The 14,501-nt window shown below is 45.1% G+C and carries 13 protein-coding genes and 1 pseudogene; 9 read left to right on the forward strand and 5 right to left on the reverse strand.

Annotated features, from left to right (window positions below; translation table 11 throughout):
• Positions 1 to 121 precede the first annotated feature (121 nt).
• The 3 genes from V7R88_RS00555 to V7R88_RS00565 form a co-directional block, all read right to left on the reverse strand.
• On the reverse strand, positions 122 to 2,860 hold the full coding sequence (locus V7R88_RS00555) for a cation-transporting P-type ATPase (RefSeq protein WP_063723543.1): 2,739 nt from the start codon (positions 2,858 to 2,860) through the stop codon (positions 122 to 124).
• Between the two features lie 397 nt (positions 2,861 to 3,257).
• Positions 3,258 to 3,452, reverse strand: a complete 195-nt coding sequence (locus tag V7R88_RS00560) for a PspC domain-containing protein (protein WP_054399476.1) — start codon at positions 3,450 to 3,452, stop codon at positions 3,258 to 3,260.
• Positions 3,453 to 3,517: 65 nt separating this feature from the next.
• Positions 3,518 to 4,120 (reverse strand): NADPH-dependent FMN reductase, encoded by a 603-nt coding sequence (locus V7R88_RS00565; protein WP_054399473.1) that lies wholly within the window; start codon positions 4,118 to 4,120, stop codon positions 3,518 to 3,520.
• A gap of 113 nt (positions 4,121 to 4,233) precedes the next feature.
• Between V7R88_RS00565 and V7R88_RS00570 the strand changes: the two genes are divergently transcribed.
• Positions 4,234 to 4,707 carry a MarR family winged helix-turn-helix transcriptional regulator gene (locus tag V7R88_RS00570; protein ID WP_054399471.1) on the forward strand — a complete coding sequence of 158 codons (474 nt, stop codon included), beginning with the start codon at positions 4,234 to 4,236 and terminating at the stop codon, positions 4,705 to 4,707.
• A 145-nt stretch (positions 4,708 to 4,852) separates the two neighbouring features.
• On the forward strand, positions 4,853 to 5,275 hold the full coding sequence (locus V7R88_RS00575; protein ID WP_003641733.1) for an Hsp20/alpha crystallin family protein: 423 nt from the start codon (positions 4,853 to 4,855) through the stop codon (positions 5,273 to 5,275).
• Between the two features lie 79 nt (positions 5,276 to 5,354).
• Here V7R88_RS00575 and V7R88_RS00580 read toward each other — a convergent pair.
• Positions 5,355 to 5,537 (reverse strand): annotated as a pseudogene (locus tag V7R88_RS00580) (DUF3021 family protein); the annotation flags it as partial.
• 291 nt (positions 5,538 to 5,828) lie between these two features.
• Between V7R88_RS00580 and V7R88_RS00585 the strand changes: the two are divergent.
• The 7 genes from V7R88_RS00585 to V7R88_RS00615 all read left to right on the forward strand — a co-directional run bounded on the left by V7R88_RS00585 (position 5,829) and on the right by V7R88_RS00615 (position 13,337).
• The gene (locus V7R88_RS00585; protein WP_054399469.1) at positions 5,829 to 7,061 is read left to right on the forward strand and encodes an MFS transporter; all 1,233 of its coding nucleotides are present in this window, start codon (positions 5,829 to 5,831) and stop codon (positions 7,059 to 7,061) included.
• Between the two features lie 90 nt (positions 7,062 to 7,151).
• Complete coding sequence (locus V7R88_RS00590; protein ID WP_033610932.1) at positions 7,152 to 7,451, forward strand: ArsR/SmtB family transcription factor; 300 nt, start codon at positions 7,152 to 7,154, stop codon at positions 7,449 to 7,451.
• Between the two features lie 63 nt (positions 7,452 to 7,514).
• Positions 7,515 to 8,708, forward strand: coding sequence for a CynX/NimT family MFS transporter (locus V7R88_RS00595; RefSeq protein ID WP_003641738.1), 1,194 nt, complete (start codon positions 7,515 to 7,517; stop codon positions 8,706 to 8,708).
• A 242-nt stretch (positions 8,709 to 8,950) separates the two neighbouring features.
• A complete protein-coding gene (locus V7R88_RS00600; protein WP_003646328.1) occupies positions 8,951 to 9,799 on the forward strand; it encodes an aldo/keto reductase in 849 nt (282 codons plus the stop codon).
• Positions 9,800 to 9,875: 76 nt separating this feature from the next.
• On the forward strand, positions 9,876 to 10,748 hold the full coding sequence (locus V7R88_RS00605) for an aldo/keto reductase (protein WP_054399467.1): 873 nt from the start codon (positions 9,876 to 9,878) through the stop codon (positions 10,746 to 10,748).
• Between the two features lie 120 nt (positions 10,749 to 10,868).
• Entirely contained in the window at positions 10,869 to 11,324 is a 456-nt protein-coding gene (locus V7R88_RS00610; protein ID WP_054399465.1) for a nucleoside 2-deoxyribosyltransferase, read from the forward strand.
• Between the two features lie 318 nt (positions 11,325 to 11,642).
• Complete coding sequence (locus V7R88_RS00615) at positions 11,643 to 13,337, forward strand: oleate hydratase (RefSeq protein ID WP_003641742.1); 1,695 nt, start codon at positions 11,643 to 11,645, stop codon at positions 13,335 to 13,337.
• A gap of 171 nt (positions 13,338 to 13,508) precedes the next feature.
• Here the strand turns inward: V7R88_RS00615 and V7R88_RS00620 are convergent, their stop codons facing one another.
• Positions 13,509 to 14,321: a hypothetical protein gene (locus V7R88_RS00620; protein WP_054399463.1), complete on the reverse strand. Its 813-nt coding sequence runs from the start codon at positions 14,319 to 14,321 to the stop codon at positions 13,509 to 13,511.
• Positions 14,322 to 14,501 lie beyond the last annotated feature (180 nt).

Consider the following 14,501-nt stretch of genomic DNA (forward strand, 5'->3'; position numbering starts at 1 on the left):
GAATAAAATAATGTATTATGTTGTCTTGAATAACGGCCACATCAAAAACAGTTTCACAATACTAAAAAAGGCTCACCAACTAAAACAGGTTGGTGAGCCTTTTCGATTTATTGACTAATTACTAATCAATCACGCCATCTTTTCCCATCCATCGGAACCGAATAAACTTCCCGACCTCGGTCACAATCAAGACGACGATCCCACAGATAATCGGGATGCCCCAACCATACCAGAAGTTGATGCTAGTCGTATGGAAGACGGATTGCATGAATGGTAGGTAAATGATTCCCAGTTGTAAGAGAATCAGAATACCAATGATGTAGAACGCCATCTTATTTTGGAAGAAGTACTTGGAAATAACGGGGTGGTCATTCCGCAAGTTGAAGAGGTAGAAAATCTTACCAAAGATGATGATGTTCAGTGACATGGTACTACCGACGACGTTTGGTAACCCAAGCGCGGTCAAGTAGTCGTAGGCGAAGATCCCCAATCCAGAAATTAGGAAGGAGACGTAGCCGATTTCAAAGTAATCTAATTTTGACAACAACCCAGACTTAACATTCCGGGGACCCCGCGCCATGATGCCAGCTTCGGGTGGCTCAAAGATGAACGCAAACTGGATGGTCAGCGCAGACACCATGTTGATCCATAGTAATTGCGTCGGGTACAGCGGAAGTTCGTGGCCCATTAAAATACTAATGATGACAACGAGGCCTTCCGCGAAACTAGTTGGGAGTAAAAAGCGAATCGTCTTACGAATGTTATCGAAGACGTGGCGCCCTTCACGAACGGCGGCGACGATATCAGCAAAGTCATCATCGGCCAGGACCATATCGGCGGATTCCTTAGCAACTTCGGTCCCCTTGATTCCCATAGCAACCCCAATATCGGCTTGCTTGAGGGCCGGGGCGTCATTGACCCCATCACCAGTCATCGAAACGACGTGATTATTGGCCTGTTGGGCACGAACAATCCGTAATTTGTTATTCGGTGTTGCCCGTGCGAAGACGTTATAATCGTCGATGTGTGCTTGTAACTGCTGATCATCCATCGCGTCGATTTCAGGACCAGTAATTGCTTTGACATTGGCGGCCAAGTTCAACTTGTTGGCAATTGCCATCGCCGTATCAGGGTGGTCCCCCGTAATCATTTTAACTTGCACGCCCGCTTGCCGTAATTCGGCGATCGCGGTAGCCGCTTCTTCACGAGGCGGGTCAATGATTCCGACTAAGCCAGCTAAATGCAGCCCACCAATGGCTTGTGCATCAATGGTAGTCACGTCATCATCGACTTCTTGGTAAGCCAGCGCCACCACGCGCAAACCATCGGCGGTTAAGTCGTCCATGGCGTCATCCCAGTATGCCGTTTGGTTAGCTTGGTCAGTTAAACGCAGGACAGTCGCGGGTGAGCCCTTGACCATTAGTAAGCGTTGACCATCTAAGTCGGCCAGGCGAGCAGAAAAACGGAAGGCGGAATCGAATGGTAGCGAGTCAACTTCTTCAACCTCAGGATCATGACCAGTCATTTTACGATACAGCGTCGTCAAGGCACCATCGGTTGGTTCACCGGTCAGTTCCCAGCGATTGTTTTCGAAGTGTAGCTCGGCGTCGGTCGTTTGGCCGGCAATCTTAACGAGCCATTCCATCGCGTTATCTTGGTGCCAGTCGACTTTGTTGCCATTGAGCTTGAGATGGCCATCGAAGTTAACGCCACCATTATCATCATAACCGACCCCCGTCACATCAAACGTATGCTCAGGCGTCACGACCTTAGTGACCGTCATTTCATTTTTCGTCAACGTCCCAGTCTTATCGGTGTTAACGATATCTACGGCACCTAAAGTTTCCACGGCGGGTAGTGACTTGACAATGACATTTTTCTTCGTCATCTGCCGGGTTCCCATGGCTAAGACCACCGAGGTACTAGCGGGCAGTCCTTCTGGCATAGAACCAACGACCATCGTAATAACCGCAATTAGTAAAGTTGGCAAACTATAGGTATCCATGACCATTCCTAATAGGAATAATAGGACGGCCGCCACCACGATGGCGATGGATAAGCCGACCCCCAGTGAGTTCAGATTACGCATCAGTGGGGTAGTGGTTTGTTTGACGTCACTAACAGACTGCTGGATATGACCGATTTCGGTATCTTCGGCGGTAGCCGTTACGATTCCGACGGCCGAACCGCTAGTCACCGCGGTTGACGCGTAAACCATATTCTTACGGTCAGCCAAAGCCGGCGTGGTCTCTGTCATCGGTTCTTCTTGTTTCTCCACGGGATTAGTCTCCCCTGTCAGCACGGATTCTTGGACGTTAAAGTTGTCCGCTGAAATCAAGCGCATATCGGCAGGAACCGCATCACCGGCTTCTAAGTTGACTAAGTCACCAACGACTAATTCGCGGGCGTCAATTTCCAGTTTTTTTCCATCACGGATGACGAAATTCTTTGAAATCAGCATTTCACGAATCCGTTCTAGCGCGTTGCCAGCTTGGCGTTCTTGGACATAACCAATGATGGCATTGGCAATAATAACCAGTCCAATAACGATAGAATCGGAATAGTGGTGCATGAAGAACGTTAAGACCGCTGCTGCGGCTAAAATGTAGATAATACTGTTATTAAACTGCTTGATGAATTGGACGAACCGAGACGTACGCTTGGTCTCCAGTTCGTTGCGACCGTTATGTTGTAAACGCTCGGCAGCTTCAGCAGTGCTCAATCCATTCTCAGGATCGGTGGCGTACTTTGCGGCTAAGGCTGATTCATCAAGCTGCCATAAGTTATCCGCATCGGGAGGGTTCTGGGTGTCGTTTTGCTCTTCAGTAGAAGTTAACGACTGATTGTCATCTTTTATCATTCAATTCGCTCCTTAAAAATAAAGTTATTACCGGTGAGGTTCTGTAAAATCACGACGTTTATTGCGTGTTAAGTAGGCCAATTTCGCACATCCTTTCTTAATTAGCGTTATTATAAATAATATTATATACGAACAATCTAGGTGAATGCCATTAAAATATTTGACAAATTCATGACAAATTATTGCGTTAGTTGCAATAATATATCAGATTTTGGCTAGCTTGTCGCTGAAAATGACTGGTTTTCCTCGAATTGTTGGGTAAATTAAACTAGAGCACTATGATCCGCGACATTGGGGTGCGGGCGGTGTTCTTGCTGCCATTGAACTAGCTGCGGAAAGTTTGGCCGCATATTAGCGAATAAAAAACGAGCAGTCGATAACTGTTCGTTAATAGTGGCTAATCCTTGATGGGGTCCTTCATTAATAACCAGAGAATCAGGTAAGCGATGATACCAGGGAACATGGGTGTAATTGCTAAAACAACAAATAATAGCCGGGTAACGTCAGTATTCCAGTTAAAATGTTCGGCAATTCCACCAATGACACCGGCAATCACCCGGTCCGTTGCGGAACGATGAATATCGATCTTCATAAGTTAATTCCCCCTTAATAATGCTAACTATAATGTAGCAGGTTTGATTCAATAACGCTACTAATTTAATCGGTTGGAAATGGTGTAGTGGTAAGAACCGTGGTATAGTAGGTGATTTCGCTCAAAGCTTGGTGAAGTGCATGATCGTAGCGTTTGCTCAGGGGCGCGTTAGCGATAAAGTGACCGTTACTTTGAAGGGTTTGTGGTACGTTACCAATGGGCGTTGGTTTAGGGAGGACGACCATTCCTAATCGTTGGAGAACTGGAACTAGTGCGGCCGCTCCAAATTGACCGCCGCGCATATTGTCAGAATATGAGATAATCTTAGCCGGTTTACGGGCGCCTTCGAATGCCAAAAAATCGAAGGCGTTTTTCAATCCAGCTGGCATCGCGTGATTGTACTCGGGTGTCAGGATAATGTAACCGTCCGCACTAGCCATATCGGTGAGCCATTGCTGCTGGTTAGCAGGTAGCTCGCGGTGCGGGTTCGCCATCGGTGGCTCGGGTTCATCGAAAAAGGGAAGTTGATAGTTGGCCAAATCTAAAAATTGGTAGTGAATCGGAGAATGAGTCGGTAATTGGTCAATGATTAATTTTAAATGATTAAATAAAGCGCGGCCGTTAGCCTGTGACCGGGTACTCCCTAAGATGATTGCAATTTTAAACATAGTGGGACCTCCAGATATTTTTATTGATTCTAATGAATACAAAATGATAGTATAGACTTAATAATATTGGTATGCAAGTATTTATTCACTTGAATTAAAAAGGAGCTATTTAAATGACAACACCATTAGTTAGTCAGTTGATGACGGAACTAAATCAATTTTTGACGCAGGATAGCGTTGATGATCAAGAAAAACGCTGGGCCATGCAACAAACGACTGATCCGCAATTACAAGCGGCATTAAAACAACTATCGACGACGGATATTAAAATTATGGCGTATCTGGGACAGCACGGGCCAAGTCGAGCTAAGACACTGCCGGTACCAACGGGTCTCTCACAAGCAACGATTTCTCGTGGCTTGACCAAATTAGCCCGGTTAGAATTGGCGACTAAGTATCGTGATTTGACCAATAATAAAGAAGTTCTCGTACGATTGACGGCGCTGGGTGAAGCGGGTGCCGAGCTGCATACTCAGTTGGATGCGGCGATTGCAGCCAAGGCACAAGCGATTGCCGATGACTACTCTGACGCGGAACTGACACGCTTTGTTAGCCTCATGCGCCGGATTCGTGAAATTAAGCTTTAGCACTTGATGTTACCGAGTGCTAAATTGTTGCATTCCCACAAAATGGTGTTAGTATATATATCGAAGGTCAGGAAAGGTCAAACGAAGATTTGAATTACTGACCAGTATTAATAGCCAAGTGAAATTTTGAAAGGGGATTGTTAGTATGGCTAATACTTTAATGAATCGGAACGATTTCGGCATGTTGGATCCGTTTGAACGGATGGCACGCTCCTTCTGGGCACCATTAGAAAACATGGATCAAGTATTGAAGACCGACATTAACGAAACTGATGATCAGTATCAAGTGAAGGTTGATGTCCCTGGTATTGATAAGCAGGATGTGAAGTTGGATTATCGTGACAATGTGTTGTCTATCAAGGTTCAAAAAGATAGCTTTGTGGATCATGAAGATCAAGACCAAAACATTGTGATGAATGAGCGTCATACTGGCACCTTGCAACGGCAGTATATGTTACCAAACGTTGCGGCGGATAAAATTACGGCATCCCAAGCTGACGGTGTCTTAACGATTACGTTACCTAAGACCCAGCCGAGCGCGAATGACGGTCAAATCGAAATTCAATAATTAAATCATCAGTAACAAGTGAGCGGCCCACCGATAATCAAATCGGTGGGCCGCTTTTGACATCAACAATCGGTATGAATTATGACCGGTGGTTGGTAAGCTGTTGGTTTAGCTGGATGACTTTGATGTGGGCGTGTGCCATTTCGATTAACCATAGACCGATATAGGCTCCGGTGTATATCAAGGTAAAGAAGCCAAACCAGCGAACGTTTAATGGAAACCAGCCACAGAGAATCGCAAGTGGGGTCATCCCTAGGTAAGCACCAGTGGTTGTTTCACAATAAAGTCGTTTATTGGCAGTGTAAAAACGTGACACCGATTGAAGTGGCAGCTTAATGAGCAAGCGATTTTGATAATCTTATTGTAGTGAAAAATGCGGCTTGACACTAGTGCTTATTGCTACTTGGTCAACTAAACGGGCTAACTGGTCAGGAAATATGACAAAAAATTTCCCGGGAAATAATTGTCACTGGTGGTCGCTAAATATGATAAGCTAATTAACGGTATAATACTTACTGAAAATTAGTGTCAGTTAGATATGGAGATGACGAGCGTGGATGACGCAGAACGTGAACGCGGACCATGGCATCGTAATTTGATTGTTTTATGGTTTTGTACGTTCGTTGCGGGAATGGCATTTAGCGAAATTATGCCATTTCTTTCATTATTTGTTAGTCAGTTGGGTGATTTCACGAAGGCCCAGATTACATTTTATAGCGGATTAGCTTTTGCAGCTGATTACGCGATTTCAGCAATTTCGGCACCACTGTGGGGCATCATTGCTGATAAAAAAGGTCGTAAGATCATGCTATTGCGCGCGTCTCTAGGGATGGCAGTTGCGATGGGGTTAATGGGCTTTGTAACGAATGTCTGGCAACTAGTTGCCTTGCGCGCGTTACAAGGTGTGTTTGCGGGCTTTATTTCTAATGCCCAAGCCTTAGTTGCGTCCCAAACGCCGCGTAAATATAGTGGACGGGCGTTGAGCACTTTGATCACTGGTGCCGTTAGTGGTCAATTGTTTGGCCCAGTAATTGGGGGCTTGCTAGCCCAATTGTTTTCGATTCGAAACACGTTTTTTATTACGGCCGGATTATTAATGGTGGCGTTTTTGTTGAGTCTGTTCTTTGTACAGGAACACTTCAAACCAGTCGCACATCATCGTGAACCAGGTGACAGTCGCAATCCTTTAGCAGCGTTTCAAAATCCGCGCTTGATTATTGTGATGTTATGTTCGACGGCCATCGTCCAATTTGGAAACGCCTCGATTGCACCAATCATTAGTTTATACGTGCGTGAATTAATGCATTACCGTGGCCCGATTACGGTTGTGGCCGGAATTATCGCAGCTTTACCGGGTATTTCAAACATCTTTTCAGCACCGCGCCTTGGACGTTATGGTGATCAGCACGGTTCTGGTAAGGTATTGTTATTTGGCTATATTTTTGCGGTGATTATGTATTTCCCACAAGGCATTGTTACGAGCGTCGTGGCCCTCGGTATTTTGCGGTTTGCCATTGGGATTTCCGATGGCGCACTATATCCAGAGATTCAAACGGTTTTGACTAAGAATACGCCAGTACATCTTACCTCAACGATTTTTAGCTATAATCAATCTTTTCAAGCTATTGGCAATATGTTCGGCGCCTTGCTCGGTGGTTTGGTGGCTGGTTGGTTCAATTACAACGCGGTATTCATTATGACGGCGTTACTTTTGTTAATTAACCTAGGTTTAATTTTGTGGTTAGTTCCTGATATTTGGAAGAACGGCAAACGGACAGTTTCCTAGGTGTTTGGTAGTTAGTCTATTAAATTGGCTAGCTGCCTTTTTTGTTACTTGTCCTTGAACATGATGTTAATTCGGTGTATTGTTAGTTTCATGAATATCGAAATAAGCAAACAAGATCAGGCTGATCAGCAACGAGTGGCGATTTTCAAAGCACTGGCCGATGCTAACCGATTACGGATTATCCGGGTGCTCTATCAAGCACAACGGGAAATGACTTGCAGCGAAGTGGGGGCGCAATTAAATATCAGCAAGTCAACCGTCTCTTATCACTTTAAGGCCTTGCGGTTAGTGGGTCTCACCAATACGCGACGTGAAGCACAGACGAAGTATCTATCCTTACAATTAGCGACCTTTGACCGGTTTTTACCGGGGTTCTTAGCAACGCTTTAGTTTTTTGCTTTTTAGTTCGACAATTATCGAACTAAAGTCTTGGAAAGAAGATGTCAACTACTTATGACCACAACACATCAACATAGCCGCTATTTAACACTTGGAATGATGTTAGCGGCAACGAATATGCGTTTACCAATTACAATGATGCCGGGATTAATCAGTTCTTTGAAACGGACACTGGGTTTGCCGAGCTCGATGGCGGGATTACTGACCACGATTCCATTATTGACGTTTGCCATTATGTCCCCATTGATTGCACATTGGGGGCGGCGATTTGGCAACGAACTGACAATTTATGTCATGTTGATCTTTCTAGCCGTTGGGAGTTATCTGCGGGTCATCCCAACGATTGCGGCCCTTTTCATTGGGACGTTACTTGTCGGGATTGGCGCGGACGGTGGCAACGTCTTGATTCCAGCGATTATTAAAGATAATTTTCCGACGAAGATTCCAGTTGCAACTAGTCAATACACGCTCTCAATGCTATTAGTCGGTTCACTGGGAACAGGACTTTCGGGAGTGTTGGCGGCACACTGGTCGTTACCACTAACGATGGCGGTGCTATCGGTGATTGGACTAATTAATTTGGTCGTCTGGTTGCCAAACTTGAAATACAATCATCGCGCACCAACAGTTGCGATGACCGCGAGTGATGGGCAGTCAACGGCAACTCACGGGAGTGTTTGGCGGCGGCCGTTAGCGTGGGTCGTTACGGCCTTTTTCGGCTTGCAAGCACTAGTCTACTATTCATTACTGACTTGGTTACCAACGGTATTTGTTGCCCACGGCTTCTCCTTGATTGTGGCTGGCAATTTAGTTACGGTCATGCAATTGAGCGGCCTACCGATGTCATATTTAGTGCCAGCGACTTCTGGTCATCGGCGCGGCGTTTGGGCAATGATTATGGTGGTAGGTGTCGGTTTTATTGCGGGAATTGGTGGTATCTTACTTTCCGGAACGAATTTTTGGGTGGCAGCACTGTCCTGCGTCTTACTAGGATTAGGCTCTGGAGCAGCCTTCAGTTTGGCAGTCGTCTTCTTTACGCAAAAAACGACCAATGGGTTTGAAACGGCTGACTTATCTGGTATGGCCCAATCCGCGGGCTATTTGTTAGCTGCAGTGGGGCCCGTACTATTCGGCTGGTTAGGCGGTCAATTAGGCTGGGGACCAGTACTCTGGTTAGCTATCATTCTTTCCGCGTTACTAGCATTATCCGGCAGCATCATTTTCCAGCATGCAACGATTTATGAGTAATTAATATCACAATAATGCAGAACGAGATTGGCCCAAGTCAATTTCGTTCTTTTTTGAAACTTTATCTTTGCCTTAGAGTTACTCTAAGGGACTACACTAATCTCTATTCAATTAAGGAGGCCACAGTAATATGGCGGTTATTCAAATTCTAACGGTCGTCGGCGTGGCGATCATCGGGGCAAGCCTTGTAGGTGATCCTACTCAGCAACGACAGTCAAAACCAGTAAAGGAGCAAAAATAAGATGACAGTGTTAACAACGATGTATCAACTAGCAAATGGTGTCAACATTCCCAAAGTCGCATTCGGAACTTGGCAGATACCTGGTGGTGAGGCAACGTATCAAGCCGTTCGTGCGGCCTTAGCAGCGGGATACCGGCATATTGATACTGCACTGGCCTATCAAAATGAAGCAAGCGTTGGCCAGGCGATTCGTGATTCTGGCATTCCGCGTGAGCAAATCTTTGTGACGACTAAATTACCGGCCGAAACGAAGTCATATCAAGGTGCACTAAATGATTTCGATCGCTCACTGAAAAATTTGGGCTTAGACTACGTGGATCTCTATTTGGTACACGCACCTTGGCCATGGGGGCAAGTCGGTCGAGTTTACGATGAAGCTAACCTCGATGTTTGGCAGGCAATGGAAGCTATTTATCAAAGTGGCCGGGCGAAAGCGATTGGTGTCTCTAACTTTGCTGTTCGGGATTTGAAGAATATTCTTAACCAGGCGACGATACCACCAATGGTCAATCAAATTCAATATTACTTGGGCTTCACGGAACCTAAGATCACCAAGTTTTCTGAGGAACATGCCATGCTTGTAGAAGCATACTCGCCATTAGCGACGGGCGGGGTCCTCGATAATCCGCAAGTACAGGCCTATGCCGATAAATACGGCGTCAGTGTGGCGCAGTTAGCGTTACGCTTCGTTTTGCAAAATGGGGTCTTGCCATTGCCCAAGGCTGTTAATCCAGCCCATATTGAGGCGAATACGCAATTGGACTTCGCAATTAGTGTGGCCGATATGCAAGCCTTAAACGACTTGCCAGATGCGGCTGGTTCATACATGCACAACCCAACCCAAGGTTAACGAACAAAATGTTTGACCGCACTTGGGTCGATAGGAGTAAACTGAACATAATTAATGAACGATAAGGAGCGATTTGATGACAATGATTAATGCAGCTAACGCGGGTACTTACGCGTTTGATGATCAATTCAAAGTTAACCGGATGGGTTATGGCGTCATGCAGTTAACGGGTCCTGGGACATGGGGACCATACGCTGACCCTGAAAATGGGGTCAAGGTAGTTAAGAAAGCACTGGAATATGGCGTTAATTTCTTTGATACGGCTGATTCATACGGTCCATGGTTTGCTGACCGGTACTTAGCGGCGGGCTTGAAGGATGCCACTAATCGTGATCAGATCTTCATTTCTGATAAGGTCGGTCAAACGCGGCAAGGACCGAATGTGTGGACGCCACTTGGTGAGCCACGGTATCTGCGTCAGCAAGTAGAAGTTTCGATGATGACACTGGGGATTGACCATGAAGACCTAGTATTCTTACATCGAATTGACCCTCATTACTCGATTGCAGATCAAGTCGGTGAACTCAAAAAGCTTCAGGATGAAGGTAAAATCAAGCATATCGGTCTGAGTCAAGTGACTGTTGATCAAATCAAGGAAGCACAGCAAGTCGCTAAGATTGATGCCGTTGAAAATCTCTATAATGTCGCCAATCACGGTGATGATGACGTTGTTGACTACGCGGCCTCACAAAAGATGGCTTTTCTGCCATGGTTCCCATTAGCAACGGGTGAACTGGCTCAGGCTGGGAGTGTCCTCAGTACGATGGCCCAAAAGTATCAGGTGAGCCCAGCGCAAATTGCCTTGGCTTGGCTATTGAAGCGGTCTGATAATATCATACCGATTCCAGGAACAAGTTCTATTGAGCATTTACGGGACAATGTGGCAGCCGCCAACGTTGATTTAACAACGGCCGATTTTAATGGATTAAGTCAATTAAGTGTTAAATGAGTATTTAGGTCGGGAATTCCCGACCTTTTTGTTTGCCTAAAACGAGCTAAACGACGCTTGAAATTCATGGGGTTGACGGTTAAAATGAATAAACATTGAATGAGAAAGAGGATTGAGCAAATGAGTACGCGTTTGATGAGTGATGAGCCAACAATTTATTTAGCAGGACCTTGGTTTACTGAGGGCCAACCAGAACGGCTAGCTAAGATCGAAAAATTAATGGACGAGTTAGAATTGACTTATTACAGTCCACGGCTAGACGGCATCGATTTGACGCCGGATGCGACCGAAGCTGATCGAAACGCGGTATTTACGGACAATGTGGACCATTTAAAACGGGCCAAGTTAGTTGTCGCCGTGGTTGATGGCTTTGACACGGGAACTATCTGGGAAACTGGAACAGCATATGGTTTAGATATCCCCGTTGCTTACTATGGTGAAACGTTAGCTGATGGCACGTTTAATGTGATGCTGGCTAAGTCCGGCAAAGCGGTTATTGAGAACATGATTGATTTGAAGGCTTTTCTACAAGATCCCACTGCCGATGATTTTCAATATACAGGAACTATTCGTTAATTTGAACGGTTAGTCAAAATAAAAAGTGAGCCGTCTGCATTTGTCAAGGCTCGCTTTTTGCATACATAAATGGCAGAACTTGTGGTGGGAATGAGCCGCTTGAAAAAATGTAATATTTGTTAAAGGCAATGTGTTTAATTGGAGAAAAGTCATCAAATGGTGTTACGCTATGGGCAGAAATTGGTTGACTGCGCAAATATTAAGAAAGCGGCAAGAAAACAAAAAAGTTCAGTTCAAACTAGACAAGCACTATCCAAGTTGTATAATGTACTTGTAAGCGTTATCAGAACCTAATTACCTATTTTGGGGGCGTTATTTATGGTTAAAAGTAAAGCAATTATGATTGGTGCCGGGCTATCAAATATGGCTGCGGCGGTCTACTTGATTCAAGATGGTCATTGGGATGGTAAGGACATCACATTCTATGGTGTTGATATGCACGGTGCGAATGATGGTGGTGCCACGACTGATTTTACCAATGAGTATTGGAATAAGAATCATCCGATGGCTAACACGACTGGGTACGTTGCCCGGGGTGGTCGGATGCTGAATTACCGGACGTACGTTGACTTAATGGATTTATTGGACCGGATTCCATCGGTAACTGAACCGGGGATGACGGCGGCCGAAGATACGCGTGATTTTGATGCGAAACATCGGACGTATGATATTGCCCGCTTGATGCAGGGTGGTAAAGGCATTATTAATGCTGGTAAGTTAGGATTCAATAATAAGGATCGGACTTTGCTGACTAAGTTGATTATGATGCCAGATAGTGAAGAAACGAAGCTCGACAACGTTTCGATTGCTGAGTACTTCAAGGATGATCCGCATATGTTCCAAACGAATTTCTGGTATATGTGGGAAACAACCTTTGCCTTTAGAACGCAAAGCTCTGCTCAAGAACTGCGGCGTTACATGCATCAAATGATTTATGAATTTACACAAATTGAACACTTAGTTGGTGTCAACCGGACGCGTTACAATCAATTCGAAAGCATGATTTTGCCATTAATTAAGTACTTGCAAGGGCAAGGTGTGACTTTCATTGATAATAAGATTGTTAAGGATTGGCAATTTAAAGACACGCCAATGCAAGATGAAATTACGGTGACTGGCTTAGTCATTGAGGATGCGCAGACTGGCGAAACGGAAGAAGTTGAAGTTGATGAGGACACAGCGGTGATCTTCACTAACGGTTCAATTACCGATTCTGCAACGATGGGTGATTACAACACGCCTGCTCCTGAAAATATGGATTATGGTGTTAGTGCTAGTTTGTGGAAGAAGGCTACTGAGCGGTTCTATAACTTAGGGACGCCAGATAAGTTCTTCAACGATCGGAATGCTAGCGAATGGGTCAGCTTCACGTTGACGACTAAGAATCATTTATTCTTAAATGAAATCGTTCGGATCACCACCCAGGAACCCGGGAATGCGTTGAACTCCTTCTTATCAACTACGCCAATTACGCCGTTGAACCAAAAGGATGTTAATATGTCGATCGTGGTGCACCACCAACCACACTTTACGACACAGCAACCAAACGAAACAGTTCTGTGGGGCTACTTCTTGTATCCACGGCGTCAAGGTGAGTTTGTTAACAAGCCGTATATCAAGATGACGGGTAAGGAAATGGCTCAAGAATTAATTGGTCAACTTTCCAAAGTAGATCCGGGTCCAGGTAATATTAAAGACAAGGAAAAGGAAATTTTGGACAGTATCGTGAACAATATTCCGGTATACATGCCATATGCTTCCGCACTCTTTAATAACCGGGCTAAGTCTGATCGGCCAGAAGTCTTACCAAAGCACTCAACGAACCTAGCCTTTACGGGTGAATTTGCGGAACAACCATACCAGATGATCTTCACGGAACAGAGTGCGGTCCGCTCTGGTGAGATTGCCGCTTATCACTTTGCTGGGGTCCCAATGGATAACTTGGTCAAGACACCACGGTACGATAAGGATCCAAAGACCTTGCTCAAGGCAACTAAGAAGATGTTTGATTAATTAAATGCTGGCCTGTCAGTGGTTAATGCTGATGATGGCATGATTTAAAAACGCTCCCCATGAAAGATGACTTTCATAGGGAGCGTTTTAGTGTGCATCACGATCAGTAGTAACGGCTCGTTGAGACGCCGTCATTAACAGGATCAGGTTGCTAAGCAATTTAGTGGTTGATCAAATTTTAGCAGCTGCTTTAGGTGTTAATTTAGACGGTGTGTGTTTAGTAGTGGCTTTGACTGTGAGATGCTTTTTGGTTGCAAGTTTGGGCGCCTTTTTAGCGTTTTGCTTGGCGGTCTTTTTGATTAATTGTGGTGCCATCTTCTTAGTTTTCGTTGGTTGGGCTAACGTTTTTTTAGTGGCGAGAGTCGTTACCTTTTTAGTTGGTTTGATACTTGCCTTAGGGTGTTTGATCGTTAGCTTCGTTGATTTTACTTTGGTGGTCGTCTGCTTTGCCAATTTGATTACCTTTTTAGAGGCTTTGATTTTAGGCGTTGCTTTCTTAGTACTGGTGGCTTTAGGTCCAGCCTGCTTGGTGGTCTTCTTAGCAATTGTCAACTTAGTCTTCGGGGTTTTCTTGGTCGCTTTTAATTTAGCGGTCGGGGCGTTCTTCTTAATCATCGTGGTGGCTTTAGCCCAGCCGAGGGCCTTACCGTGTTCACTAATGAGGTAATATGTGGCCGACGTATGTTTGCCGGTTGCTAAAGTAATCGTCTTAGTTACCGTGTAAGTCTTTTTAGTGCTGAGTTTTGCTTTGGCCGGGCTAACAAAGGCGATTGCCCGATCGGCGGCAAAGTGAATTGTATTCAAAGTCGTGGCGGCCTTCGCGTGCATTGTGATGGCGGGGAAGTGGGTCGCTTTAGTGAGTGCATGGGTAGTGGCTTTTGGGGTTACCGTGGCGGCATTAGCCGTGGTGGTCATGGCAAACGGGCTGGCAGCCAATGGTAATGCCAAAGCAAGTGTTGCAACGACTGATGTTAATTTTTTCATTTCAAAATCCCCCTTAAAGTGAATCTTTTTTTGATTCGGAGATAGTTTAGCACCTTGACTGCTTTGCAACAATCGTAATATCAATAAAATTATCAAAAAGTGGGTGAATTTGAATGCAATCAATAAAGGCTTGATAACAAACGAACCGCGGTGGGAGTAACCGTTGGGTTAATGAGAGTG

The sequence above is a fragment of the Lactiplantibacillus argentoratensis genome (assembly GCF_037290055.1).
GTDB classification, from domain to species: Bacteria; Bacillota; Bacilli; order Lactobacillales; family Lactobacillaceae; genus Lactiplantibacillus; species Lactiplantibacillus plantarum.

Bases quoted from the DNA above. Each gene is read 5' to 3' on its own strand.
- V7R88_RS00555 (WP_063723543.1), bottom strand. From the start codon at position 2,860: ATGATAAAAGATGACAATCAGTCGTTAACTTCTACTGAAGAGCAAAAC.
- V7R88_RS00570 (WP_054399471.1), top strand. From the start codon at position 4,234: ATGACAACACCATTAGTTAGTCAGTTGATGACGGAACTAAATCAATTT.
- V7R88_RS00595 (WP_003641738.1), top strand. From the start codon at position 7,515: ATGACCACAACACATCAACATAGCCGCTATTTAACACTTGGAATGATG.
- V7R88_RS00620 (WP_054399463.1), bottom strand. From the start codon at position 14,321: ATGAAAAAATTAACATCAGTCGTTGCAACACTTGCTTTGGCATTACCA.
- V7R88_RS00590 (WP_033610932.1), top strand. From the start codon at position 7,152: ATGAATATCGAAATAAGCAAACAAGATCAGGCTGATCAGCAACGAGTG.
- V7R88_RS00560 (WP_054399476.1), bottom strand. From the start codon at position 3,452: ATGAAGATCGATATTCATCGTTCCGCAACGGACCGGGTGATTGCCGGT.
- V7R88_RS00600 (WP_003646328.1), top strand. From the start codon at position 8,951: ATGACAGTGTTAACAACGATGTATCAACTAGCAAATGGTGTCAACATT.
- V7R88_RS00575 (WP_003641733.1), top strand. From the start codon at position 4,853: ATGGCTAATACTTTAATGAATCGGAACGATTTCGGCATGTTGGATCCG.
- V7R88_RS00565 (WP_054399473.1), bottom strand. From the start codon at position 4,120: ATGTTTAAAATTGCAATCATCTTAGGGAGTACCCGGTCACAGGCTAAC.
- V7R88_RS00615 (WP_003641742.1), top strand. From the start codon at position 11,643: ATGGTTAAAAGTAAAGCAATTATGATTGGTGCCGGGCTATCAAATATG.
- V7R88_RS00605 (WP_054399467.1), top strand. From the start codon at position 9,876: ATGACAATGATTAATGCAGCTAACGCGGGTACTTACGCGTTTGATGAT.
- V7R88_RS00610 (WP_054399465.1), top strand. From the start codon at position 10,869: ATGAGTACGCGTTTGATGAGTGATGAGCCAACAATTTATTTAGCAGGA.